Raw genomic sequence first — 23,854 nt, 5'->3', positions numbered from 1 at the left:
TCAAAAAAATAAGTGAAAAGAGGAAAAAGATGAAAAAATTAATTCTATATTTTGCGATCTCTTTTGTTCTGCAATTCGTTTGGTTTGGTCTTGTGCACCCAAATAGAGGCGTGACACTGCTGGATATGTTCATGTTTTCTATTTTGTTTGCAGTGATGTTCTTTTTTATTGAACGGATTTGGCGGTATCAGAAGAAAGGGCAAAGAAAATGATCATGAAGCCCGCCTTATTCACTCTAATCATCTGCGCATTCATCGGTCTGCTGCTAGTATCGAACCCTTTTGGAGCGGACACTATGCGATTGGTTTCTATCTCCATCTTCCCTTTTCTTGGGCTCATTGGTTTTGGGTTCCTCTTGTTTGACCAAATGAAAAAGGCTGCCAAATAGATGGCAGCCTGTTACTTACTCTTTTCATGCAAATAAATAATCAATGTTTAATCTCCGTTACGGAGTGTATGAATTAAGATTCGATCATATCAGTGTGTCATATGTGTTCCGAGTGAACCTACGTTTGAAAGTAAACGCCATGGAAGTTCTGGATAACAAGACAACGAAAGCCCTACCTCTCATTCGTCCTTACGGCTCCGAAGCCGTGCCAGTGTGAATTGTAAATCAAAACGTCTTTTTTCCATTCTTCCGCTTATATAGGGGGGCGGGTGCAGAAGGAAAAGAATAAGTTTGTTCGCTTTGACAGCGTCTCGTTCTTATCAAGTAGAAGCTCTATTGCTTCTCATTGTGTTATAGAAAAAAGAAAGTTTACTTTCTTTATTTATTTGCTTATTTCAACACTTAATATCAAACTATAACACATTCCCCCTGCTTACGCAAGTGTTAAAGTGATAATTCTGCTGGTGTACGGCTTCCTTCATTCATATAACGAATGGAGGTTGGGTCAATCTTCAGAATCACTAGATTCGGGTCATCTTTTCCTTTAAACCATTTCTCCATCTCATCAGACCAAAGGCGGTCGATCAGTTCCGGATCATCGGTTAATGTTGCGGTACCTGCAATTTCTGCATAAGTATCACCAAATCCTTCGCCTGAATATCCAATGAGAATATGAACATTTGGATTTTTTTCAATTTCATCTGCTTTATGTGTTTCTTTACTCGTTGGTGTATATAACGTCAAACCTTCATGGAAAAACGTCATGTAGCGAGTATGCGGCTTATCCTGTTCAACAGTCGCCAATGTTCCGACCTTTTGTTCATCTAATAGGTTTATTACCTTCTGTTTTAATTCTTCTTGAGACATATCGTTTCACTCCTTCAAAATTTCATCCGTATTCGTAGGTTTCCACGACAGCCCATTCATTAAACAAAGAAATGTGTTTTTCATAAAAAGATACTTTCTGGCTGATGCTATAGAAAACAGGTTCAATGAAGGGAGAAGTTGAACATGCATCATGAAACGATGTTCCATTTGAGTTCACTTGTCATTGCGGCAGTTGTTGTGGGCATTATCGTATGGTCTGTCACATCTGTGCAGAAGAATCGCAAGAAATACTAAAAACACCGCCCAATCAAAGCTGGGCGGTGCCGCGTAGATCATGTATTCATAAAAGAACCGCCATTGACGTGAAGTGTCTGTCCTGTCATATAAGACGATTCGTCAGAAGCCAGCAGCACAAAGCAGCCGACATGCTCAACAGGCTGTCCTGGTCTTCCCATCGGGGTTTCTGCCCCGAAGCTTTCCACACTGTCTTCATCAAATGTAGATGGAATGAGCGGTGTCCAAATTGGACCTGGCGCTACACCGTTTACCCGAATCCCATCTTTCACAAGCGATTGTGCCATAGAACGCGTAAAGCCGTTAATGGCTCCTTTTGTCGCCGTATAATCAATCAGCACTGGGTTACCTCGATATGGGTTAATTGACGTTGTGTTAATGATGGAGCTTCCCGGTTTTAAATAATCCAGTGCCTTTTTCGTAAAATAGAAATAGGAATAGAAGTTGGTTCTAAAGGTTTGGTGAAGCTGTTCACTTGAAATATCTTGAATACGTTCTTGCGGATGCTGTTCAGCCGCATTATTTACTAAAATATCTAATTGTCCAAAGGCTTCAACTGTTTTTTCTACTGCTTTCTCGCAAAAGGCTTCGTCACCGACATCTCCTGCAATCGTTAAGCATTTGACGCCTTCCTGTTCTACACGTTTTTGCGTATCTTCTGCATCCTCATGTTCATTTAAATACACAATGGCGACATGTGCTCCTTCTTTTGCATAGGCAACAGATACTGCCCGTCCGATTCCACTATCTCCGCCTGTAACCAGTGCCACTTTTCCTTTTAGCTTGCCAGAACCTTGATATGATTCATCCTCAAAGATCGGCGCTGGATTCATTTCTCTTTCACTGCCTGGCTGCTGATCCTGCGTTTGGCGCGGAATGCCATTTGTTAAATATTCACGTAAATCCATGTGTAAGCTCCTCCTTGATTTGTTGATGTATCCTTTCATTACCACCTCATTTTTCCACTCAAACATCATGAAGCTGTACAGATGTGTTCCCGAAAATCAACATGTTTGAAGAGAAGAAAAATCGGTTACATGATCATCAAAAAGGAGCGTTCTCACATGCTGTCTACCCTTTCAAAAACCTTTAGCAGACCAAAAGGCTGGCTCGGAAGCATCGCTGGATTCATTATGGCAAATGAAAATAAAGCATTGAATCAGTGGGCCATCCGCCACTTAAATCTGACAGATGGTGAAAACATTTTGGAGATTGGCTATGGACCCGGCTACAGCATTAAACATATGCTCAAGTATTATCAAGATCTTCACATTGATGGGCTGGATGCTTCTTCGACCATGCAGGAGCAAGCACAGTCCCGCGTCAGCAAACGAACAAAAGACAAACAGGTCCGATTGTATGTCGGAAAAATCGAGAAAACACGCCTTCCCGGAGAGCAGTATGACAAAGTGCTGTCTGTTAATAATTTTACAATTTGGGATGATCCAAAGACGGGCTTACTCAATCTTTACCACACCTTGAAACCAGGTGGAACACTCGTTATTGTCATGCAGCCAAGAGAAAAAGGAGCTGACGCCAATCGGACAAAAGAGATGGGTGAAAGCATATTAAATGACATGCAGTTTGCAGGGTTTGACCAATTTTCTATTGAGTATGAAGACATTCGTCCTACCCTTGCTGTCTGTGTCACAGCAAAAAAGCCGAGAAGCGACTAAGCTCTCGGCCTTTTTCTTACCACTTTGCCTCTTTGACAAATTGATAGAAAAGCTGATGTAATTTCTGTTCAATGTCTTCCTTTGTCCCTTGTCCATAAAGCGCCATGCTTTCTTCACTTTCAATGATGGATGAACTGATCAGACTAAACATTTCTGACCCTTCCTTGCCAAGCTCTTGCGGCGCCAGCATCATGAGCATTCGTGACATCTGCTGCTGCCCGCCATCCATGCTTTTAACCTCGTATGCTTGATCAAGATCATAAATATGAAAGATTGGTTCCTTGATGAATGCATGCTTTAAATGATAAAGAGCAAATTCAGTACCAGGTATGCCTAAGCCGCCTTGCTGTTCACGTTCCAAAAGGCCGCTCGCTACATCATCCGCATGTATGATAAGCCCTTCCTCTTCAAGCTGACGAAGCAGCTGACTGATGGTTTCATCATGCTTCGGCATCGTCTTTCTTTTTTCAATGGTAAAACGGGACAGGATACTGCGAATCACAAACATATAATTCGTCACCTGCTCTGCAACCGTCATCATATTTACGGTTTCTTGCTCCAATTCTTTGGGAGGTTCTTTTGTTCTTTTTTTCTCGATAATATAAGGAATCTTCCGTTTAATATGAGCCTTCACACGCATGGCATCATCCTCGTTTAGGAGGGGGCTGACCATAATGTAATCGATATGCTCATATGGTATCGGAACGGTCGAGACAATCATGTCATAGCTCGATGCATCGATTTCCTTTAGCTCTATCAAGGAGGATAGATCGAAATTGGCGATCTCCGGCAATTCTTTTTTCAACCGGGAGGCGAGCATTTTTGAGGAACCGATGCCGCTTGAGCAAACAACCAGCGCATGAATTTTTATTTCTTCTTTTTTGATTTCAAGCACTGAACCAAAGTGAAGCACAATAAAGGCGATTTCATCCTCTGGAAATTCAATCTCAGGAAAGAAGCGATCGACTCCTTCTTCAATCGCCATAAACAGCAAAAAGTAGTCTTTTTTAATTTGTTGTGTGAGCGGATTATAGATTCTCATCTTTTCCTTTAGACGGTTCATGGCAGGTTCGAGATGAGATACGAGTCCCTCATACAATGAATCATTTTCATTAAGATGATAGCCGGTTTTATTTGAAATAAAATCAATGAGCTTTTTCGTTCTCAGCGCGATATCCAGCTCGATTTCATCAATACGGTATTCTGCCCCAAAGCTGCGATTTGCACTGCGAAGGTGGATGGTCATATATCCGACCTCCGCTTCAGGGATCTCCACATTAAACATGCGTTCAAGCGCTCTTGCCATTCGGAGTGATGATTCAAACTCCTTCGTCCGCTTTAATTCCAGCAGCTCTTCCTCTTCCATTCGAATGGTTTCCCCAAGCTGAATACGTTCAATAGCATAGGTTAAGTGAACAACAAGTGCGATATAGGCACTATCAGATAAGGAAAGTGACAGCCGATCCTTCAAATGAAAGAGCAGTCTTTCTACCTTGAGCAGCTGACCTCTGCTGACAACGCCAAACACCTTTTCCGTTGCTTTCGTTCGATGTTTGATATTCATTTCAATCGTTTCTAAAAACAATTGAATGTCGAGCCGGTCAACAATGAGATTGCCGACAATTTTCCGTTTTGCTTCCTCCGGCCCTTTTAATTCAATGCCGTACCCGCGCTTGCGGATAAGCTGCAAACCGTATGGAGCAATCCACTCCGTCAGTTCATCTAAATCATAGCTGATCGTCGCATTTGTTACCTGCAAGTCAGCTGCGAGTGTGTATAATTTCACCGGTTCCTTCGCTTCAAGCAGCGCACATAGGATTAAGAGCTTTCGTTCATCCGAGCTATATTCAATTTGATCCTCACTTGACATATGAGCAAGAAGCCGCTGTTTATCCTCCTGTTCGCCAACTGCCTTTAAGCCTTTTCCCGGCTGTTTATCTAATGAAAGATGATAATCTTTCAAAATTGGTTTAATAGATTTTAGTTCTCTATGGATCGTTCTTGTACTCACCTGAACAGAATCGGCTATCTCACGAATGGTGACATAACGATTTTGCTGAATGATGTATTTAATGACTTTCTGTTCTCGTGCCGTTATGTACATGAAATGCCTCCTTCTGTATAAATAGGTCTATTGTCACACCTTAATATAAAACGCTTTCAACGAGCGATGCAATCTTAAGTTGATCTGAATTTGGCACAGCGGCTGTGACAAAATATAAACAAGTGATCATTAGACACTCCTCCAAAATGACGGTCCATAATCCTTTTGATGAAATTGTACCTTTTGTCCATGAAAAGGTAGTGAACCCCCGGCTTTTAAAGAATAAGTCGGATTGTACACTGGAGAGCCAAAGCAATAATCGATTGTGCCTTCTTCCGGACGGAACATGACGGTTCGCATCGTTCCAAACAGCTCCTCATAATTGTGCACAGTTAGACCATCAGGATATTCTGTCTGAAACAGCTTCACAAGAGAATCATTTGATCGTTGTTCTTTTAAAGCCTCCATTAACATATCGTATCTGACAATAGAATGATGTTTGGTCATCCCTTTTGCTGTTTGATCAGCTACCGGATGATTCGTTGCGGCAATATAACCTGTCTCCGGTCTTCTCACCCTTTTTTGACCATCGATGATTTCAATCACAGCCGCCTCTCCTTTTCGATCCGCAAGCATGATATGAACATTTGAGGCAACGGGCATTTCCTGGATTGAGCGAATGGCTTCCTCGACCGTTTGACAAGATTCCAGAACAGAGCGAATCACATGATACACCTGCAAACCGGCGACTGCTGGAGGCTTTAAACCGGGTTCATTGCCAACCGGCGGACCGCAAGCGGAGAAAGTCACAGCAAGACCATGCTCATTCATTCCATCAGATCTGCCAAACAACAGCAGCGACGAACCTGTATGACATGCCAAGCCTTTCACATGTGTCGTCACAAGACGCATATCATCAAAAATCGGGGAGAAATCATAGTTACGCAGCATGACCGTTTGTTGACCGGCTGCCATATTCCCCTGCCTCACACAATGGGAACAGCCTGGCTGAAGATGCGATGAATAGAAAAAGGTCAAATAACGCTCATCTAATTGCATTTCATCACAAAACCCAGCAATCTCTTCATCTAATTGAGGAAGAAAAGGACGGATCAGCTGCTTCGTTTCCTTCACAGCCTGTTGTGTTACCGGTTCTGTTCGAATATATTGTGTCTGCAGTTGCTGGTTCTCCTTCAACCAGAGAGCCTGCTGTTTTCCTACTTCATAAGCCGTTCCTGTCATCTTTTGAAAAAACGCATTGATCTCCTCCATGCCTGCACACCTCTTTCGCCTTCGTTTCTTTTATCATATCGAAACCGTCATTTATTGAAAAGGATGAAAAAAACTGCAATCCCACCGGATTACAGCTGTTTACAGTATTGTTGATACAATGCTTCTGCCATTGCATCATACCCCTTAGGATTTGGATGAAATTGATCAATCGATAAGTAAGCTCTTTCATGCCCTTCAAACGCTTTGTATACATCCACAACTTCTACATGTGGATTCGCAGCAAGCAAACGAAGTTGTTGATTATATTGCTGAAGCCACCGCCCGGCTATTGGTATTTGTGGAAAAGGATTATATAAATTCATGAGATATACGCAATAGGGCTCATGCTGCCCTCTTTTGATCTGAGCAATTTCGTGAATCATCTTGCTAAAATTCGCCTGGCAATGCATGACCGCTTGCAGCAATTTCTTTTCATCTTCACCTTCTTCATACTGCTGAACAGCTTGAACAAGGTCATTCCCACAGCCTGTGATGGTGATGATGTCAGCAGCTGCAATGGCACGTCTCACCTCAGACCGTTTGAAGAGCTGTAAAATCTCATCGGTCGTTAACCCTGACTTTGCAAATACAGACAGCTCGACCGGTGCATGCGTCTTTTTTTCAAGCAGCCATCGAAACCGCTGAGTAAATCCTCCACCAAATAAACGTGCCCCCACCCCAACTGTTAAGGAATCCCCAATCGCAACATAGGATCGTCCCACTCTTATCCCTCACTCTCTCCTGCCTTCTCTTATATATACGAATTTGGAGAACAGATGCTTGTAGCAGATGACTTAGGGGCATCCATCTTTTTTTATTTTACAAACTCTTTACTTGCGGTATTGAACGATTTTTTGTTCAATAAGAGTAGGTTTTTTGCGCTGAAATCTGCGTGTTTATGCGTTCCAGAAAAATTTACAAACTTTTTATCTTGATTTCGAGACTTTATATCTTGACTTCAAACTACAATGTGATTACAATGAAAATATCAGTTTTTATGTAACTGTGCTTGTTACATCTTTTTCATAGCATTCCAATATGATTAAAGATGCCACATATTCAGCGTACCTTTGGGATACGCTAAAAAAATAACCGAAACAGAAAGGATTGAATGAACATGGCAAAAGTTTTATACATCACTGCACATCCGCATGATGAAACAGTTTCTTACAGTATGGCTACTGCTAAGGCATTTATCGAATCTTATAAGGAAGCAAACCCAAGTGACGAGGTTGTACATATCGATTTGTACAAAGAAAACATTCCTCACATTGATGCAGATGTATTCGCTGGCTGGGGCAAACTTCAATCTGGTGCTGGCTTCGATACACTTTCAGCTGAAGAGCAAGCAAAAGTTGCTCGCCTAAACGAATTAAGTGATCAATTCGTTTCTGCTGACAAATATGTATTTGTTTCACCACTTTGGAACTTCTCATTCCCACCAGTTCTTAAAGCATACATTGACTCTGTTGCTGTAGCTGGTAAAACATTCAAATACACTGAGCAAGGTCCTGTTGGTTTATTAACAGACAAAAAAGCTCTTCACATCCAAGCACGTGGTGGATACTACACTGAAGGTCCTGCTGCTGAACTTGAAGCAGGTCACCGTTACCTTGGTACAATTGCGAACTTCTTCGGAATTCCTTCTTTCGAAGGTCTTATCGTTGAAGGTCACAATGCTGAGCCTGCGAAAGCAGAGCAAATTAAAGCAGATGCAATCGAACGTGCAAAAGCTTTAGGAAAAACTTTCTAATAACTGCACACAAAAAAGCCAATGATCTTGACGGTCATTGGCTTTTTATTTGTTCAGACGAAAAGCCTAATTCTCTCGAAATATCACTGGCGGCTTTTTTCACCTGTTGAATTAAGTAAGGCAGACGTTCTTTTTGATAGCCTGCTTCAAATCCTGCAATGCTAATACCTGCTGCCACTTCCCCCAGATGATTGAAAATAGGAGCTCCAATGGCCGCTGTATAGTTTTCAAGCTCAGAATAGCTTAGCGTATATCCCCGCGCATTTGATTCTTCGAGCATGTTTCTTAGCACCTCTTTATCTGTAATAGTCCCAATTCCGATCTTACCCAGCTCAATTGAGTCAATATAGGCAAGTCTTTCGCTCTCTGGCAAAAAGGAAAGAATACTTCTCGCACAGGCACCCGCATATAGGGGGGAACGTCTACCGACGGCGGTGTAGAGACGAACAGGCTGCGTACCTTCTATCTTTTCGACGTAAATGGCTTCGTCACCCTCGCGAACAATGAGCTGTACAGCTTCTCCCACTTCATCACGTAAGCTTTCCATAAATGGTCTCGCAATCCTCCGAATATCAAGGCGGTCCGCCACAAGCTGACCGTATTCAAGGAACATTAAGCCTAATCGATAAGCACCTGTTTCTTGCTTTTCTAACAGTCCCATATCGGCTAATGAGCTCGCCATGCGATGGACAGATGTTTTCGGCATACCAGATAGCTCGATCATTTCATTTAATGTTAATTGATCGTGAGCGATAAACAGCCGCAAAATCTCCATTGATTTCACAACCGTTTTATTTGTGTTTTGCATCTTCTTCACCTTTTCTAAACGAGAATGCTTCCAGCTTGATTCTTGCGGTAAGCTCTCTCAGTTCTGCTTCTTGCTTAAATAATGCCTGCTCTGCATCCCGATGATCTATTTGTTCAAAATACAGCTTTGCTCCAGGCATCGCCTGTGCAATAAGCGGCAAATCTACAGTCGCTACTTCTCCAATACGCGGGTATCCGCCTGTCGTTTGCCGATCTGCCAGCAGAATAATTGGCTGGCCATCGGGAGGAATTTGAATGGATCCAAAGGCGACAGCTTCTGAGATCAATTCCAGCTTTTCTTTTAAATGAACCGGCTCTCCCTTCAGCCGGCAGCCCATACGATCTGATTGAGGTGTGACCTGATAAGGCTGCTCAAAAAATGCGGTTTGAGATGTTTCTTGAAAATGAGAAAAATGCCTCCCTGCCAGCACACGAATCACTGGCGATTTCCGCAGCGGCAAAAAATAATCGTGACTCACTGTCCAATCTGGTGCACCATATCCCACCTGATTCACTTTATTTTTTAGCCTATCAAACAAATGATCCGCTACGATAGACGGCTCTCCAATGGGCAGAACGTCGCCTTTTTCAAGCGGTCGTCCTTTCAGTCCGCCGATTCCTGCTCTTACATAGGTGCTTTTGCTCTGCATGACTGGCTCTACATCCAATCCACCTGCCACAGCAAGGTAAACGCGGCAGCCTCTCTTACAAAGACCAAAGGTGATCGTGCTTCCTGATCGGACAAAGAGCGGCTTCCATAAAGGTGCCCGCTCTCCGTCAATATCAATCTCTACATCAGCACCAGTGACTGCAATGAGCTGATCCTTCTCACATGTGAGCACAGGACCCGGCCCCATCAACGTGACTTCCAGTACGGCTTCGTTTTCTTGGTTGCCAGTGAGAATGTTGGCGATTCTAAGTGAAAGCGGATCCATGCCGCCGCTCGTTAAGACGCCATACCTTTGATAGCCTTGCCGCCCTTTATCTTGAATGGTTGTGTACATCCCTGGTTTGATGACATGAATACTCAACGCTCTTCCTCCTTCATGCTGAAAAATTCCTTTTCAGACATTTGGACAAATCTGACCTCGTCCCCTGCTTTCAATAGACTCGGAATTTCCTCGTCTGGGCGAAAAAGCGGCAGCGGGGTTTGTCCAATGAGCTGCCAGCCCCCTGGTGTGGAAATTGGATAAACGCCTGTCTGCTTTCCCGCAATACCCACAGACCCTTTTGGAATCGACATTCTTGGTGTTTGTCTGCGCGGAGCTGCAATTTTTTCAGAAAGTCCGCCTAAAAATGGGAACCCGGGGGCAAACCCAATCATATAGACAAGATACGTCCCGGCAGTGTGAATACGCACGACTTCCTCTGGCGTTAAACCATTGATACGAGCAACCTCTTCTAAATCAGGGCCCAGCGCTCCCCCGTAACAGACTGGAATATCCACAATGCGGCGCTTTATCTGAACTCCCTCCTGCCATTTGTCTTCAAGAAGTTGTTCAATATAGCCTTTGACCCATTCGTACGGAGACAGATCTTGTGTTTGAAGCTGGGCCGATTGATGAACGGTATAAGGCTCGTAAAAAACAGTCACGTTTGTAAAGGCTTGAACCGCTTCAATATAACCTTCAAATGGGTGCTGTTCAATACATGCAAACAGCTGCTCAACACGTGCATGAATCTCCTCATGTATGTCAGCTCCAGCTTGGATGACGATCGCTGCATCTCCCAGCGGGTGGTAGGTGATGGAATCTTTTATCGTTGAAAAAGCCACTTGAGGACACCTCTCTTTCTACAGGACACCGAGCTTTTGATCTCTTCGATCTGTGATGAACATATGCCCAGGTGCATGAGTGATCGCAATGTCGGGTTTTGTATGCATGACAATGGCTTGCGGTGTCACACCACATGCCCAAAACACCGGGACTTCTCCTTCTTTGATCACAGATGGTTCTCCAAAGTCAGGCTGGTTCACATCGGAAATACCAATCACCGCTGGGTCCCCTATATGAATTGGACCGCCATGGACTGATGGAAATCGAGACGTCACTTGAACACTTCTTGTGACCTGATGCGCCGGAATGGGTCTCATGCTGACCACCATTGGGCCATGAAAGTCTCCTGCTTTTTCACAAGCTATATTCGTTTGATACATGGGTACGTTATGACTGTCTTCAATATGGCGGACAGGGATGTCATTCAGCATAAGCGCGTGCTCAAACGTAAAACTGCATCCAATGAGAAAGGCAACCATATCATCCTCCCAATAAGCAGAGATATCTGTAACCTCTTCTTCAAGAATCCCTTTTCGGTAAATACGGTACTTAGGAAAGTCCGTACGAATATCCGCTTGAGGCGCCGACCGTCTTGGCACTGGATCACCTGGGTCCAGTACATCAAGCAAGGGACATGCAGCTGGATTCCGTTGACAAAATAGGAGAAAATCAAAGGCTAGTTCCTTTTTGACAATCATCAAATTAGCCTGAGCAAATCCCTCAGCAAAGCCAGCCGTTGGTCCTGTGATCTTTTTTTCGCGAATCAATTCTCTAATTTGTGAAGGTTCATATGTTTGGTAAGTATTCATCTGAATCAACTCCATAGTTTCGGGATTTCATTGATGATGGTATAACCGCCCATTATCGCCATGATGACCACAACAAATGCACCAGACACTGTCAAAAAGAAAGGATGGCGATAATCTCCGACAATGTCTTTCTTATAAGCCGCAACAAGCAATGTGCCAAGGGCGAGCGGCAAAATCAATGCATTGATCGCTCCAACTAATATCAAGATGTTCACAGGTCTTCCAATCGTAATAAAACAAAGGGTTGAAAGAGCAATAAAACCAATGATAATGCCACGCTGGTTTTGCTCAATTTTTGGTGAGAAGGTTTTGAAGAAAGAAACAGATGTGTATGCTGCTCCAATGACGGATGTAATCGCCGCAGCCCACATAATAATCCCGAACATTTTATATCCGATATTTCCTGAAGCTAATTGAAAAACAGAGGCAGGCGGGTTGGATGGATCTATCTGCAAGCCTTTTGAAACAACTCCTAATGTGGCAAGAAAGAGTGCTACACGCATGACAGAAGTAATTAAGACACCGAAAATAGAGCTTTTCGTCACTTGCGGCAGGGCTTCCTTCCCCTTAATACCTGCATCCAGCAAGCGATGCCCGCCAGCAAAGACGATATAGCCGCCTACCGTTCCGCCCACAAGTGTCACAATGGATAAAATATCAATCTCCTCTGGGACAAATGTTCTCACCGCCGCTTCTCCAACTGGCGGCGCTGTTGAAATCGCCACATACAGCATCAGGCCAATCATGACAAAGCCTGCTGCCTGTGTGAAACGATCCATCGCTTTCCCAGCCTCTTTAATTACAAAGATGAGAATGGCAATCACAGCACTGATCCCTGCGCCAATTCGCGGATCGACACCGAAGATCACCTGAAAACCAAGACCAGCCCCAGCAATATTTCCGATGTTAAAGGCAAGTCCTCCAATAACAATCAAAAAGGCGAGCACATACCCGAGACCCGGGAGCACCATATTTGCAATATCCTGACCTCGTTTTTCTGACACGGCAATGATGCGCCATACATTTGTTTGTGCAAAAATATCTAATAAAATTGAGATCAAAATGACAAATCCAAAGCTAGCCGCAAGCTGCTGTGTGAAGACGGTCGTTTGTGTTAAAAATCCCGGTCCAATCGCGGACGTCGCCATTAAAAAGGCAGCGCCCATCAGCATAGACCGATTCCCCTTTGGTGCCTTCATGTGTTTGACTTTCTCTGTTTTCATGCTGTTTCCCCCTTTGATGACGATTTTTATTGAAAGGCCTTGAGATGGATGCCAGCTTCTTTTAGCTTTGCTGTAATGTTTTTTGCAAATTGAAGCGCATGGCTGCCGTCTCCGTGAATGCAGACCGTATCTGCTTTGAGCTCGATATCTTCCCCTTGAACTGTACGAACCTTGCTTTCTCGCACCATACGAACAACCTGCTGGACAGCCCGTTCATCCTCTTCAATGAGTGCATGCGGTTCGCGGCGCGATGTCAGCGTCCCGTCTGTTTGATACGTCCGATCAGAAAAAACTTCATGAGCCACTTGCAGACCTATCCGTTCACCTGCTAACGCAAGTTCACTCCCTGACAGACCAAATAACACAAGGTTTGGATCCACATCATACACAGCCTTCGCAATAGATTCAGATAATTCAGTATTTTTAGCCGCCATGTTGTAGAGGGCTCCGTGTGGTTTGACATGCTGCATTGTGCCGCCCTCGGCCTTGAGAAAGGCTGATAGAGCACCAATTTGATAGATGACAAGATCATAAGCTTCCTCTGCAGAGATAGCCATTGGACGTCTGCCAAAGCCGGCCAAATCTTGCAAACCAGGATGTGCACCAATTTTGACCCCTTTACCCAATGCCATTCTGACCGTCTTTCTCATAACCGTTGGATCTCCTGCATGAAAACCGCAAGCAATGTTGGCTGAGGTGACATATTCTAAGATTTGTTCGTCTGCACCGATTGTGTATTGACCAAAGCTTTCTCCCAAATCACAGTTGATATCCACTTGATACATAGAACCCCTCCTTGCTGTTCCGAAATACGGAATCAAAAGTCCGAATATTCGAATTTATATTGATTATATCAACTTTGCATAGACTGCACATGAAATTGGCAGAAAACATAACAATAGAACTAGAGAAAACAAAAAAAGCGAGAGGCAAAGTCCTCTCACTTTTTCTTGTATGAAATGCATTCTATTTAGACAGCACCCAATGTTGGATGGCTTTTGCAACGCCATGTTCTGTATTAGGCGCTGTAATCCAATCAGCGGCCTCTTTCACCACTTCCTGCGCATTTCCCATGGCAATGCCTAATCCGGCCTCTTGAATCATCGCCATATCATTGAGACTGTCGCCAAGTGACATGACGTTGTCCATCGTACAGCCAATGCGTTCTGCTACTTTTGCAAGAGCTGCCGCTTTGTTAATGCCGGCTGCATTGACTTCGATATTCGTTGGACTTGAGTTTGTGATTTCTAGATGATTATTTGTTTTCAATGTATTGAGGACTTCCTCACGAACGTCATCATCATGAATATCAAAGCCAAATTTGAGCCATTCATGGTCATGAATTCGTTCTGGGAATTCACCTCTCCACACCTTATCCACAGTCGAAGCCCAGTAATCGGTTTCGTACCTATTTTTTAAATCCCACATCATTTGGACGTGATCAGGATGCAGCAGATCTCGTTCGATCAGCTGGAAGTTTGAATCCCAGATCTCACTTCCGTTTGCTGTCACAAGGTAGGAAGATAACTTGAGCGGCTCAACCAGCTCTCGGCATGTCATCAGTGTCCGTCCTGTGCTAATGACCACATGGACCCCTTTTGCTTCAGCTTCTTTAATCGCTTGTTTATTTTCCTCTGGAATGATGTGCTCACTGTTTAACAGCGTGCCATCCATATCAATGGCAATCAATCGGATGTCTTTCTTATGAGCTTGTGTTGACAAATTGAGTACCCCACTTTGTATCGATTTTTGAAACTATCTTTATTTTAATATAAAGATGAAGCTTGCACAAAGGGACGAGTTTGATCCCATAGAAAAAAGACCTTGTGACAGGTCTTTTCACAGGTGCTTAGCGTTCACACGCAATGCCGTCTTTATCGCGGTCAAGCCGCATATTTTTTTGATAAAGTGCTTTTGATACATAAGGCTTGTACTTTGTTTTTCCGCCTTTGTTTTTCGTGTTTTTGCTTTTTGCTACGCCGCCTTTATATACTTTGTTCAGCGCTTTGCAGTTTTTGTAAGACTTGACCGTTTTTGCATCTGCTGTGTGGGTGTCGACTTGTGTAAAGCTAAATAAAAGACCTAAAGACAAGACAGCTACCATGATTTTTTTCAACATGTAAGATCCCCCTATTTTTTCTAATTTTACATTTTTATCATATGTCACCACTTTTTGTTTTTCAAGACTATTGATCTAATTATTTTGATTTTTTTGGCATGAAATACACCTTATATCCTATATGGTACAATGAGTGGGAAACCTTTCCGTTTTTGACACGTATATGAAGAGAGGAGTTTTTCACATGAAAATGAAATATACCATTCTATATGTAAACGATGTTGAGGCAAGTATTCATTTCTATCAACATGTTCTTGGTTTCCCAATAAAATTGAGGGTTGAATCTTATGTTGAGTTTGATACTGGGGACGTGACGTTATCGATTAATTCACGCCAGGATGTCAAAGAGGCACTCGGATTGCCTGTCCCAGAAGCAAATCAAGCGTCTCAAACGTTTGAGATTGGCTTTGTTGTGGATGATGTGGATCAAACAATTGCTTCAATGAAAGATAAAGGGGTTCCGATCATCAAGGAACCTGCAAAAAAACCATGGGGTCAAACGGTCGCTTATGTGTCTGATCCTGATGGTCATTTCATTGAAATATGTGATGCGATCTCCTAATTGTTTTTGAAGGGAGTGAACCAAAATGAGAAAAAACATGTTTTTTTCGTCGGTGTTTGCTCAATGATTGTGATTTGCAGCGCCGCTATCCTGTTGCAGCACCTTGAATGGATTGGGTTTATCAGTGGCGGAATCTCTATTATTGGGGTCGTGATGTCTGGGGTGCTAATGGGTGCTTGGACAAGTGGAGAAGAGACACGAGCAGCCTATCATTCTGAAACAAAAGAACACCGCTTGTGGCGCCTTGATACGGCTTTTCTTTTGATCATTTTTGCACTTCCGCACATGGCTGCGTCGGTCTTTTATGTTTTGATGTAAACACTTGTTAAAAGGAGTTAGTCGTATGGCTGTTTTTATTTTATTCATTGTATTTGGCTTCCCCATTATCTCTGTGCTGATTGGTATTTTCGGTACGCTCCTTTTGAAGAATGTTTGGATGCCTACTTTGATTGTGCTGTTAGCGAGCATGATCTTCATGTTCACCTATATTGGCGGGAATGAATCTTTTCTCATTTGGGTTATTGTCTATACCGTCTTTACATTCTTTGCTGGATGGATTACAAAGCGGCTCAAGTAAAAAAGAACAGCATCGCTGTTCTTTTTTTTAAATCATATATCCGCACACCATAGTTCAATTTCAATTTTTAGCTCAGGCCATCCTAAAGCTGATACATACGCAACCGTCATTGATGGGTAAGCTGTTTTGAAAATCGTATCCCACTGAGGATATAGATGATCCCAGTCTATTTCTTCTGTTGCCCATATATTGACCTTGATCACATGTTCTTCATTCAATCCCTCTGATTCAAGGATTTTTTTGATATTTTCAAACGTATTCGTTACTTGGTCGTTTAAGCTTGATGGGATCTGCCCATCTATATCTGTCCCTACCTGACCCGATGTAACAAATAATCCCGCACCCTTTGGCACCCTTGTAATATGACTGTAGTTACCAACAGGTTTCGGCATACTTTCTGGGTTTTTTCTCGTGATTTTTCCCATGTTATGTCCCTCACTCACGTTTATTTTTCTGCTAGTTTCTTCGTTTTGTAGACAGACTTCACCAATTTCTATCTACCTTCAAAGAAAACAGCAGTGGAGTATCCATAGCCACAAGGTAAGAACATCAATATCTTCTTTTTCATGACTGAAACACTCCTTTTGTTTGCGTGAGCAAGGTTTTGATTAACTTCATAGTACCACATAGTCAAAATGAATTATAGACGATAACGCGCAATGTCCTGATTCAATCGCATGCTAAGTTCATTGAGTCTTTCTGCTGCTTTTGCCACATTAGAGATGGCTGTCACTTGTTCGTCTGTGGATGCAGTGATTTCTTCGATCGCCGCTGCGTTTTCTTGAGAAACATGTGCTGCGCCGTGCATGGCTTTTGTGATAAGGTCGTTTTGCGCCAGCAGTGTATTCAGCTCTTTTGCCATCGCGTTTGTTTCAACGATGGTTTGTGAAATCAATGTAGAGATGGCATTGAATTCGTGTTCTGTTGCATGCACCGCTTCATCCAGCTCGGCAAAACGATCCATTGTGTTAGACATGATACCAGCTGTTGTTGTCGTTTCTTCTTTAATGCCTTGAATCATTTGCTGAATTTGAACGGCTGATTGTTTTGTCTGCTCAGCTAAATTCCGCACTTCACTCGCCACAACTGAGAAGCCTTTGCCGTGCTCTCCTGCACGTGCTGCTTCAATGCTGGCATTCAGTGCCAGTAAATTGGTCTCATTTGAAATGCTTTCAATCGTATCTGTGATTTGAGAAATATCCTGTACTTTTGTACTTAACTGCTCGATTCCTGCTCTAATGCCTTGAGACGCCTGAATCGATTGTTCATTCGATTGTTTTAATTGCTGTACGATTTGCTGGCCGTGCTGTGATGATTGACTCGATTGGTCGGAAATCCGTTTAATTTGATCACTCTGTTCTTTCACATTCTCAATAGATTGATTAAACTGGGTCATTTGTTGATTGGCTACTTCAAGATCGGATGCTTGATGAAGTGTTCCAGTCGAAATGTCTCCGATGGCTCGTCCAATTTCTTCACTGCTGGCTGAGGTTTCTTCAGATATCGCCGATAAATCTGTCGCTGATTCCACAAGCTGACTGCTCGTTTCTTGTAAACCGCTCACCAGTGTTCTGAGCTCTCCTGACATATGGTTAAAGCTTTTTGCCAGCTGTCCGATTTCATCCGTTGTTTCCTTTAAGCTCGTGCGTTCAATATTCCCCGCTGCAATTTCCTTTGAAGCAGCAGTGACTTGCTTGAGCAATCTGACTTTTCCTCGAGCAGCTAAATAAAAGACGCCTAGGCTCAGAAGGGCGACACCTGCTGTAATGAGAATAATATAGAGCTTCATCTGCTCTAATTCTTTATAAAATTCGTCCTGGAAGACAGCGATGCCTACACTCCAATTCCACGGTGTAAACTGGCTCATATAGGCAAGCTTTTCCTTTTCTTCGCCGGTTGCATCGTCCTTATCCATATAGGTCACATAGTGTGCATCCTCATCTTTTGCATTCGCGCCGGCGACCATTTTTTCACGATTGGTCGTGTTATCTGGAATGACGCCGATGTCGTTGACCGGATGGACCTGGGTTGAGTAGTCAGTGCCATATGCGATCAGATAGCCTTTATTTTTATAGATAAAGTCTGATTTTTGAGATTGGTATCCCTTCCCGTTGTCATTTTTGGGTCCGCTCAAGTAAAGGCGGGCCTGTTCTTGCGCCTGCTCAAGCGTCAGTTCTTTTTTCTCCACACGGTCATTCAATTGTTCAAGTGTGGCCATTGCTCCGCTGACGATGTGCTTTAAATCTGCTTTCCCTGCATCAATTAATACATGTTTTGCTAACAAATATCCCGTAGTTCCAACAAGTCCGCCCGTTAAAATCGTGATCACGATAATGGCAGACATTAATTGAAAAAATACACTTTTTGAAGCAAGCGCTTTCTTTTTCATAAACAAATTCCCCCTTACTTTATATATCGTCAAGCTGGGGAAAGTATTAAAAAAAGCCATAGAAAAAAATCCCTTTCGCACGTTGGAAAGGGATGTTCAAATTATCGAGTTGCTTCTTTAAAAATGGCTTGATAAAGATCGTCTGTTGGCGAGAGTCCACATACCTCTTCCAGCACACCTTCAATGCCTTTTTCTTTTCGTAATGCCTGCAGACGAACAGCTTCTTCATCATTAGTAAAGTCGTAAGCCAAAGCTGCCACGATGCCTTTAATTAAATAATGTGGCTGTTTGATCTTTTTCGCTGGACCGATTAAACGGTCATCTGCTCCGAGCTTTCTAAGTGGAGAGCGTGCGACACGCGTGACTTCATCAGAGATAAAGGCATTTTCAAATCGTTTAATGATTTTTTGAATATACACATCATGTTCTTCTTTTTGAAAGCCATATGTGTCGATTAAATAACTGCCTGTTTCGTGAAGTGCACCTTCGACCACTTGACGAATCTCTTGTGTATCGACAGCTTCTTTAATCGTTTGCACGCCTTTCTCGTACCCGACATAAGCAGCTAGTGCATGTCCTGTGTTGACAGTAAAGAGTTTACGCTCAATAAATGGCGTCAAATCTTGTACAAAGGTCGCTCCGTCAATTTGAGGAACGTCTCCAATAAAGCCTGATTCATCAATCACCCACTCGAAAAATGGCTCGACTGATACTTTCAATATGTCCTCATGGTGCTGAATTGGGACAATGCGATCAACCGCAGCATTTGGAAAACCTACTGTTTGAGACAGCGCTTCTTGTTCATCAGCTGTTAAATGAGAGAAAACGGCTTTCTTTAAATGAGAGCTACCGCCAATCATATTTTCACATGCCACAATGTTGATGATATGATCAGGCTTTTTCTGTTTTAAACCTTCAGCAATCGACGAAGCAATGATGTTCAAAACGGCTGGTCCAACAGCTGTTGTAATGAGATCAGCTGTTGCAATCGCCTCTATTAAAGCAGCTGGATCTTTTGCGGAATTGATGGCTGACACAGGACCGACTACTTCTTGCTGCTGCCCTGGTGCTGCGAGTTCAACCGTGTATTCTCCTTTTTCATTCAGCTCGTTGATAACCGCTTCATTTACATCGGTAAAAACGAGCTCAAATCCTGATGCTTTTAACAAAGACCCGATAAACCCTCTGCCAATATTTCCTGCTCCAAAATGAAGTGCCTTCATGTTAGTTCACCTCGTTAAAGATGGCGATCAGTTCATCCTGATCCTTTGCATGAATGATACGCTCTACGTTTTCTTCTTCTGAACAGACAATCGCAATTTGAGAAAGAATATCGAGATGTTCATTGTTTTTACCAGCGATGCCAAATACGACTTTGGCAACATTTCCTTCGCCGTATTCAACGCCGTCTGGAATTTGGATAATGGAAATCCCTGAATGAAGGACAGCCGCTTTCGCATCCTCTGTTCCATGAGGAATGGCAATTCCGTTGCCCATAAATGTAGAAGAAATATGTTCTCTTTCAAACATTTTGTCCACATAATCACTTGTGACATAACCTTTTGCCACTAAGACTTCGCCTGCTTTTTTAATGGCTTCTTCTTTAGAGCCCGCTTGTTCGTTTAGAAAAATATTGTCTTTTGAAAGTACTTGTTTCATGAAAGATCACACACCTTTTTTAGAATGGAAAATCAGAAAACAACCAAAACGGGGAGTTCAATTAGAAAAATTGGACTCAACCCGTTTCGTCATGTTATTTTTTCAATTTCTCAATCAGCTCATCGTATTTCGGACTGTTTAAGAAATTATCAACTGAAATATGCACAGCTCCTGGCAGTTTTGCCTTCGCTCTATCTGTTAAATCTTTATGAGTAAAGACTACATCGGCATCATCTGGAATGTTGCTGATGGATGTATTTGTCACATCAATATCAAGCTCTGCCTTTTTGACTTTATTTTTTAAAACGGATGCGCCCATCGCACTTGAGCCCATTCCTGCATCACAGGCAAAGATGATTTTGTTCACGTCATCTGGATTGATCTCATCTGGAGATGCTGCTTGTTCATTTGCTTCAGCACCTTCTTTTTGTGCTGTAAGAGCAGCTGCTGCTGCACTTTTCTTGCCTTTCATGTCTTGCATTTTTTCTGTTGCTGCTGTTAAGTCTTCATCCACTGCTTTAGACGCTTTCAAAATGACAGAAGCGACAAGGAATGATACGACCGCTGCCACGACAACACCTGCTAGAACGGCAAGATGGCCGCCTTTTGGTGACATGAGCATAAGAGCGATGATACTTCCTGGAGACGGTACAGCCTTTAGGCCCGCATTTAACAGTGTAAAAGTTAGAACGCCGCTTGCTCCCCCAGCAATTACCGCTAAAATGAGCTTTGGCTTCATTAAGATGTATGGGAAGTAAATCTCATGGATTCCCCCTAAGAATTGAATGACAATCGCACCCGGTGCAGACTGCTTTGCTGTCCCTCTTCCAAAGAACATGTAGGCCAGAAGAACACCGAGACCTGGTCCTGGGTTTGTTTCAAGCAAGAACAGAACGGACTGGCCTGTCTTCGCCGCTTGCTCCACCCCTAATGGACCTAAAATTCCTTGGTTAATTGCATTGTTTAAGAACAATACTTTTGCTGGTTCAATGAAGATACTTGCCAGCGGAAGCAAATGTGCATTGACAATAATATCTACACCTGCCGCAAGGGCTTTATTTAAACCTAGTACCACTGGGCCGATGGCGTAGAAAGCAATGGCGACTAAAATGGCACCTAGAATACCAGCACTAAAATTATTAATCAGCATTTCAAAACCTGATCTGATTCGGTCTTTAAACAGCTGGTCAATTTTCTTAATGAGATAACCGCCAAGCGGTCCCATGATCATCGCACCTAAAAACATTGGGATGTCCGAACCGACAATAACCCCAATCGTAGCGGTGGCACCGAGTACCCCGCCTCGATGGTCATATACGAGCTTACCGCCTGTGTAACCGATTAAGAGCGGCAGCAAGTAGTTGATCATTGGACCAACGAGTGTATTTAATTGTTCATTTGGAAAATAACCACTTGGAATGAACAATGCAGTGATGAGTCCCCAAGCGATAAACGCTCCAATATTCGGCATGATCATACCGCTTAAATAGCTTCCAAAGCGCTGTACTTTTACGCGAAATCCGCTTTTTTCCTGCATCTATGAAAACTCCTTTCTTCTCTCCCTTTATTTAGGGCTTTATAGGTCAAAAGATATAAGAACAGGATTCAGTGAAGCCCTTATACCTATCGTAAAACGCTTTCACTTTCTCATCAATTGAAACTAAATGTCACTTTGTCACATCGTGTGTGACAAAATTGAAAAATGATGTGAATTCTCTGTCAGATCTCAACATATAATGGGTGGAAAGCTTGATATGCCGTTGTTTTCACGCAAAATTCATGGGAATTTCACAACTTTCAAATGGTCACTTCTTGTTTCCTCTTCTTAAATCGAATAGGCTTATAATTGATCAAACCTATTCAATTAAGAAATGTCTGCGCAGACATGACACAGAAAAAGTGAACCATCTTGCTATTTGTTTCGTTTACCTTTTAGAGAGGGCGGTACAATAGAAGGAGCGGTTTTTTCTGTGACTCACAGTTTACTGCCGCTTTCTTTCTGATACATGAGACATTTTCATAGGTAGAAAGGCGGTTATTCACTTTGTTTAAAAATAGTCAGTGGCTTCTGCTTCTTATGGTCATGTTCGCTTTTTTCATTCCAAAGGAAGCATTTGCTCACGCATACGTCGTGAGCTCGAACCCAGCGGCAAATGAAGAGCTGGATCAGCAGCCTCCTTCAGTCTCGATCACATTTAGTGAAGGAATTGAAAGCGGGTTTCATGCCATTAAGGTGCTAAATGCAAAAGGTGATCGTGTGGATAAAGGAGATACGGTCATTAAAGATCAAAAGATCATGGAAGCGGCTTTAAAAAAGAATTTACCTAAAGGGATTTACACCATTCAGTGGAATGCGGTATCAGCGGACGGACACTCTGTCTCTGGCATGATTCCGTTTAGTATTGGAAAAGCGGCTGGCGGTTTTGACCAATTAGAGCAAGGTCAGACGGATGAATCCATTGATGTGGCTTCAACTATTGATAAAGCCTTTCTTTATACGTCATTCAGCTTATTCCTTGGCACCATTTTGTTTGGACTGCTTTGGTTCAGGGCAGCGATTTCACCTGTATTGGCGAAACGAATGAAGCGGCTTTTGACATTGTCATTGATCATGATGGGTGGAGCACTTGTGTTCCAGCTGCCGATTCAGACAAAATCAGCGGCAGACGTGTCCTTTTTTGGGGCATTTCAGCCTTCGCTTTTACAAGAAACGATTGCGTCCACTTCTGGCGGTAGTCTGTGGATGATGCTTATGGCGTCATTTGTACTTCTCACCATCTGGACAATTGTGGCGATGAGAAAAGGGGACTTCTCTTCTTTTCGTGTTTGGCTGTTTCCACTGCTTCTCTTCACAGTGCTGCTTTGGCTGAAAGCACAAATCGGACATCCAGCCGCAACAGACAATAAAATACTCACAACATCACTTGATTTCATCCATCTCGTCTCTGCTTCGATTTGGGTCGGTGGTTTAACAGCCATTGTCCTTCTTTTGATGAAGAAACTGCCAAATGAAGATGAGCCGCTCATACGGAATACGCTCGCAGCATTTCATCCTTGGGCACTGCTCTCTGTTGGACTTATTGTGTTTTCAGGATTTGTGAATGCCATCTTTATTTTGCAATCGTTTGACGCTCTTTTCCAATCAGCATACGGACGCACCTTTTTAATCAAGCTTGGTTTATTTATCATCATGGGCCTGCTTGGACTTATGCATTACTTGATGCTGAGATGGGAAAAAAAGCAGAAACGCAGCTTTTCCTTACGAGCTGAATGGATGATCGGGATCGCCATTTTGTTATTAACGGCTGTCTTTACTAATATTCCGAGCCCTCCTCCGCCTGCACCTGAGCCTTTCTTTGGCGCAAATCAGGTCGAGCATCGTGACATTGTGTCCTTGAGCATTACCCCGAATGCCCCGGGGAAAAACTCATTCGAAGTGGCATTTACAAAGAAGAATGGTGAAACGATGACTGATATTCAATCTGTGACAGCCAAGATTCATAAGGTGGCTTTATTCGGTGATGAGACACCAAGTGAATTTCAGCTGAAACGATTAAAAAACGGTCATTTCTCTGCTGAAAATCTCTTATTAAATGAAAAAGGCACATGGAAAATTGAAATCCATGCGTTAACTGGTTCTTTTGAGAATATCGATACCACCTTTATTAGAAGAAACTAA

At 42.9% G+C, this 23,854-nt stretch carries 25 protein-coding genes; 7 read left to right on the top strand and 18 right to left on the bottom strand.

Annotated elements, in window-relative coordinates; genetic code table 11:
- Positions 1–29: 29 nt before the first annotated feature.
- The gene (locus AOQ70_RS09890; protein ID WP_041089145.1) at positions 30–212 is read left to right on the top strand and encodes a hypothetical protein; all 183 of its coding nucleotides are present in this window, start codon (positions 30–32) and stop codon (positions 210–212) included.
- A 620-nt stretch (positions 213–832) separates the two neighbouring features.
- On the opposite strand, the gene AOQ70_RS09880 is transcribed toward AOQ70_RS09890, so the two are convergent.
- Both AOQ70_RS09880 and AOQ70_RS09875 read right to left on the bottom strand, forming a co-directional pair.
- A complete protein-coding gene (locus tag AOQ70_RS09880; RefSeq protein ID WP_059376035.1) occupies positions 833–1,255 on the bottom strand; it encodes a pyridoxamine 5'-phosphate oxidase family protein in 423 nt (140 codons plus the stop codon).
- Between the two features lie 293 nt (positions 1,256–1,548).
- Positions 1,549–2,418, bottom strand: coding sequence for an SDR family oxidoreductase (locus tag AOQ70_RS09875; RefSeq protein WP_058837349.1), 870 nt, complete (start codon positions 2,416–2,418; stop codon positions 1,549–1,551).
- Positions 2,419–2,574: 156 nt separating this feature from the next.
- On the opposite strand from AOQ70_RS09875, the gene AOQ70_RS09870 reads away from it, so the two are divergent.
- Positions 2,575–3,186 (top strand): class I SAM-dependent methyltransferase, encoded by a 612-nt coding sequence (locus AOQ70_RS09870; RefSeq protein ID WP_059376032.1) that lies wholly within the window; start codon positions 2,575–2,577, stop codon positions 3,184–3,186.
- Between the two features lie 16 nt (positions 3,187–3,202).
- On the opposite strand, the gene AOQ70_RS09865 is transcribed toward AOQ70_RS09870, so the two are convergent.
- The 3 genes from AOQ70_RS09865 to AOQ70_RS09855 all read right to left on the bottom strand — a co-directional run bounded on the left by AOQ70_RS09865 (position 3,203) and on the right by AOQ70_RS09855 (position 7,224).
- Positions 3,203–5,290 (bottom strand): BglG family transcription antiterminator, encoded by a 2,088-nt coding sequence (locus tag AOQ70_RS09865; protein WP_059376027.1) that lies wholly within the window; start codon positions 5,288–5,290, stop codon positions 3,203–3,205.
- A gap of 129 nt (positions 5,291–5,419) precedes the next feature.
- Positions 5,420–6,502, bottom strand: a complete 1,083-nt coding sequence (locus AOQ70_RS09860; RefSeq protein ID WP_059376025.1) for a C45 family autoproteolytic acyltransferase/hydolase — start codon at positions 6,500–6,502, stop codon at positions 5,420–5,422.
- An 89-nt stretch (positions 6,503–6,591) separates the two neighbouring features.
- Positions 6,592–7,224 (bottom strand): GDSL-type esterase/lipase family protein, encoded by a 633-nt coding sequence (locus AOQ70_RS09855; protein WP_059376022.1) that lies wholly within the window; start codon positions 7,222–7,224, stop codon positions 6,592–6,594.
- A 395-nt stretch (positions 7,225–7,619) separates the two neighbouring features.
- Here AOQ70_RS09855 and AOQ70_RS09850 point away from each other — a divergent pair, with 395 nt between their 5' ends.
- Positions 7,620–8,255, top strand: a complete 636-nt coding sequence (locus AOQ70_RS09850; RefSeq protein ID WP_024720223.1) for an FMN-dependent NADH-azoreductase — start codon at positions 7,620–7,622, stop codon at positions 8,253–8,255.
- Positions 8,256–8,289: 34 nt separating this feature from the next.
- Here AOQ70_RS09850 and AOQ70_RS09845 read toward each other — a convergent pair whose 3' ends face one another.
- From AOQ70_RS09845 to AOQ70_RS09810, 8 genes are all read right to left on the bottom strand, one after another.
- Positions 8,290–9,063, bottom strand: a complete 774-nt coding sequence (locus AOQ70_RS09845; RefSeq protein ID WP_059376019.1) for an IclR family transcriptional regulator — start codon at positions 9,061–9,063, stop codon at positions 8,290–8,292.
- A complete protein-coding gene (locus tag AOQ70_RS09840) occupies positions 9,047–10,093 on the bottom strand; it encodes a biotin-dependent carboxyltransferase family protein (protein WP_059376016.1) in 1,047 nt (348 codons plus the stop codon). The genes AOQ70_RS09845 and AOQ70_RS09840 overlap by 17 nt, the downstream gene beginning before the upstream one ends.
- Positions 10,090–10,836, bottom strand: coding sequence for a 5-oxoprolinase subunit PxpB (gene pxpB, locus AOQ70_RS09835; RefSeq protein ID WP_059376014.1), 747 nt, complete (start codon positions 10,834–10,836; stop codon positions 10,090–10,092). Before pxpB ends, AOQ70_RS09840 begins: the two co-directional genes overlap by 4 nt.
- 18 nt (positions 10,837–10,854) lie before the next feature.
- The gene (locus AOQ70_RS09830) at positions 10,855–11,646 is read right to left on the bottom strand and encodes a putative hydro-lyase (protein WP_041089122.1); all 792 of its coding nucleotides are present in this window, start codon (positions 11,644–11,646) and stop codon (positions 10,855–10,857) included.
- A gap of 5 nt (positions 11,647–11,651) precedes the next feature.
- The gene (locus AOQ70_RS09825) at positions 11,652–12,869 is read right to left on the bottom strand and encodes an NRAMP family divalent metal transporter (RefSeq protein WP_059376011.1); all 1,218 of its coding nucleotides are present in this window, start codon (positions 12,867–12,869) and stop codon (positions 11,652–11,654) included.
- A gap of 26 nt (positions 12,870–12,895) precedes the next feature.
- Positions 12,896–13,654: a LamB/YcsF family protein gene (locus tag AOQ70_RS09820; protein WP_059376009.1), complete on the bottom strand. Its 759-nt coding sequence runs from the start codon at positions 13,652–13,654 to the stop codon at positions 12,896–12,898.
- A 181-nt stretch (positions 13,655–13,835) separates the two neighbouring features.
- Positions 13,836–14,591, bottom strand: coding sequence for a Cof-type HAD-IIB family hydrolase (locus tag AOQ70_RS09815; RefSeq protein ID WP_082700837.1), 756 nt, complete (start codon positions 14,589–14,591; stop codon positions 13,836–13,838).
- Positions 14,592–14,718: 127 nt separating this feature from the next.
- On the bottom strand, positions 14,719–14,988 hold the full coding sequence (locus tag AOQ70_RS09810; protein WP_082700836.1) for an excalibur calcium-binding domain-containing protein: 270 nt from the start codon (positions 14,986–14,988) through the stop codon (positions 14,719–14,721).
- 184 nt (positions 14,989–15,172) lie between these two features.
- Between AOQ70_RS09810 and AOQ70_RS09805 the strand changes: the two genes are divergently transcribed.
- From AOQ70_RS09805 to AOQ70_RS09795, 3 genes are all read left to right on the top strand, one after another.
- Positions 15,173–15,550 carry a VOC family protein gene (locus AOQ70_RS09805; protein ID WP_041089114.1) on the top strand — a complete coding sequence of 126 codons (378 nt, stop codon included), beginning with the start codon at positions 15,173–15,175 and terminating at the stop codon, positions 15,548–15,550.
- A 63-nt stretch (positions 15,551–15,613) separates the two neighbouring features.
- Positions 15,614–15,868, top strand: coding sequence for a DUF5316 family protein (locus AOQ70_RS09800; protein ID WP_059376067.1), 255 nt, complete (start codon positions 15,614–15,616; stop codon positions 15,866–15,868).
- A 25-nt stretch (positions 15,869–15,893) separates the two neighbouring features.
- Positions 15,894–16,127, top strand: coding sequence for a DUF2651 family protein (locus AOQ70_RS09795; RefSeq protein ID WP_039176568.1), 234 nt, complete (start codon positions 15,894–15,896; stop codon positions 16,125–16,127).
- Between the two features lie 32 nt (positions 16,128–16,159).
- On the opposite strand, the gene AOQ70_RS09790 is transcribed toward AOQ70_RS09795, so the two are convergent.
- The 5 genes from AOQ70_RS09790 to AOQ70_RS09770 all read right to left on the bottom strand — a co-directional run bounded on the left by AOQ70_RS09790 (position 16,160) and on the right by AOQ70_RS09770 (position 21,712).
- Entirely contained in the window at positions 16,160–16,552 is a 393-nt protein-coding gene (locus tag AOQ70_RS09790; protein ID WP_059376008.1) for a RidA family protein, read from the bottom strand.
- 215 nt (positions 16,553–16,767) lie between these two features.
- Complete coding sequence (locus AOQ70_RS09785; RefSeq protein WP_059376005.1) at positions 16,768–18,516, bottom strand: methyl-accepting chemotaxis protein; 1,749 nt, start codon at positions 18,514–18,516, stop codon at positions 16,768–16,770.
- A gap of 101 nt (positions 18,517–18,617) precedes the next feature.
- The gene (locus tag AOQ70_RS09780) at positions 18,618–19,739 is read right to left on the bottom strand and encodes a mannitol-1-phosphate 5-dehydrogenase (RefSeq protein ID WP_059376004.1); all 1,122 of its coding nucleotides are present in this window, start codon (positions 19,737–19,739) and stop codon (positions 18,618–18,620) included.
- Position 19,740: 1 nt separating this feature from the next.
- On the bottom strand, positions 19,741–20,175 hold the full coding sequence (locus tag AOQ70_RS09775; RefSeq protein ID WP_059376002.1) for a PTS sugar transporter subunit IIA: 435 nt from the start codon (positions 20,173–20,175) through the stop codon (positions 19,741–19,743).
- 94 nt (positions 20,176–20,269) lie between these two features.
- On the bottom strand, positions 20,270–21,712 hold the full coding sequence (locus AOQ70_RS09770; RefSeq protein WP_059375998.1) for a PTS mannitol transporter subunit IICB: 1,443 nt from the start codon (positions 21,710–21,712) through the stop codon (positions 20,270–20,272).
- 507 nt (positions 21,713–22,219) lie between these two features.
- Between AOQ70_RS09770 and AOQ70_RS09765 the strand changes: the two genes are divergently transcribed.
- Positions 22,220–23,854, top strand: a complete 1,635-nt coding sequence (locus AOQ70_RS09765) for a copper resistance CopC/CopD family protein (RefSeq protein ID WP_059375996.1) — start codon at positions 22,220–22,222, stop codon at positions 23,852–23,854.

Origin of the sequence: Bacillus sp. AM 13(2015), from assembly GCF_001518755.1 — a bacterium.
In the GTDB taxonomy this organism is placed as follows: Bacteria; Bacillota; Bacilli; order Bacillales; family Bacillaceae; genus Bacillus; species Bacillus safensis.
The sequence above is the reverse complement of the archived record's forward strand: the minus strand, read 5'-3'. Positions and strand labels throughout refer to the sequence as shown.

What these genes read in the sequence shown, in the direction of transcription:
- AOQ70_RS09825 (WP_059376011.1), bottom strand. Translation starts at nt 12,869, where the DNA reads ATGAAAACAGAGAAAGTCAAACACATGAAGGCACCAAAGGGGAATCGG.
- AOQ70_RS09865 (WP_059376027.1), bottom strand. Translation starts at nt 5,290, where the DNA reads ATGTACATAACGGCACGAGAACAGAAAGTCATTAAATACATCATTCAG.
- AOQ70_RS09830 (WP_041089122.1), bottom strand. Translation starts at nt 11,646, where the DNA reads ATGAATACTTACCAAACATATGAACCTTCACAAATTAGAGAATTGATT.
- AOQ70_RS09775 (WP_059376002.1), bottom strand. Translation starts at nt 20,175, where the DNA reads ATGAAACAAGTACTTTCAAAAGACAATATTTTTCTAAACGAACAAGCG.
- AOQ70_RS09850 (WP_024720223.1), top strand. Translation starts at nt 7,620, where the DNA reads ATGGCAAAAGTTTTATACATCACTGCACATCCGCATGATGAAACAGTT.
- AOQ70_RS09845 (WP_059376019.1), bottom strand. Translation starts at nt 9,063, where the DNA reads ATGCAAAACACAAATAAAACGGTTGTGAAATCAATGGAGATTTTGCGG.
- AOQ70_RS09770 (WP_059375998.1), bottom strand. Translation starts at nt 21,712, where the DNA reads ATGCAGGAAAAAAGCGGATTTCGCGTAAAAGTACAGCGCTTTGGAAGC.
- AOQ70_RS09880 (WP_059376035.1), bottom strand. Translation starts at nt 1,255, where the DNA reads ATGTCTCAAGAAGAATTAAAACAGAAGGTAATAAACCTATTAGATGAA.
- AOQ70_RS09785 (WP_059376005.1), bottom strand. Translation starts at nt 18,516, where the DNA reads ATGAAAAAGAAAGCGCTTGCTTCAAAAAGTGTATTTTTTCAATTAATG.
- AOQ70_RS09795 (WP_039176568.1), top strand. Translation starts at nt 15,894, where the DNA reads ATGGCTGTTTTTATTTTATTCATTGTATTTGGCTTCCCCATTATCTCT.
- AOQ70_RS09800 (WP_059376067.1), top strand. Translation starts at nt 15,614, where the DNA reads ATGATTGTGATTTGCAGCGCCGCTATCCTGTTGCAGCACCTTGAATGG.
- AOQ70_RS09890 (WP_041089145.1), top strand. Translation starts at nt 30, where the DNA reads ATGAAAAAATTAATTCTATATTTTGCGATCTCTTTTGTTCTGCAATTC.
- AOQ70_RS09870 (WP_059376032.1), top strand. Translation starts at nt 2,575, where the DNA reads ATGCTGTCTACCCTTTCAAAAACCTTTAGCAGACCAAAAGGCTGGCTC.
- AOQ70_RS09780 (WP_059376004.1), bottom strand. Translation starts at nt 19,739, where the DNA reads ATGAAGGCACTTCATTTTGGAGCAGGAAATATTGGCAGAGGGTTTATC.
- AOQ70_RS09790 (WP_059376008.1), bottom strand. Translation starts at nt 16,552, where the DNA reads ATGGGAAAAATCACGAGAAAAAACCCAGAAAGTATGCCGAAACCTGTT.
- AOQ70_RS09875 (WP_058837349.1), bottom strand. Translation starts at nt 2,418, where the DNA reads ATGGATTTACGTGAATATTTAACAAATGGCATTCCGCGCCAAACGCAG.
- AOQ70_RS09810 (WP_082700836.1), bottom strand. Translation starts at nt 14,988, where the DNA reads ATGTTGAAAAAAATCATGGTAGCTGTCTTGTCTTTAGGTCTTTTATTT.
- AOQ70_RS09820 (WP_059376009.1), bottom strand. Translation starts at nt 13,654, where the DNA reads ATGTATCAAGTGGATATCAACTGTGATTTGGGAGAAAGCTTTGGTCAA.
- AOQ70_RS09805 (WP_041089114.1), top strand. Translation starts at nt 15,173, where the DNA reads ATGAAAATGAAATATACCATTCTATATGTAAACGATGTTGAGGCAAGT.
- AOQ70_RS09860 (WP_059376025.1), bottom strand. Translation starts at nt 6,502, where the DNA reads ATGGAGGAGATCAATGCGTTTTTTCAAAAGATGACAGGAACGGCTTAT.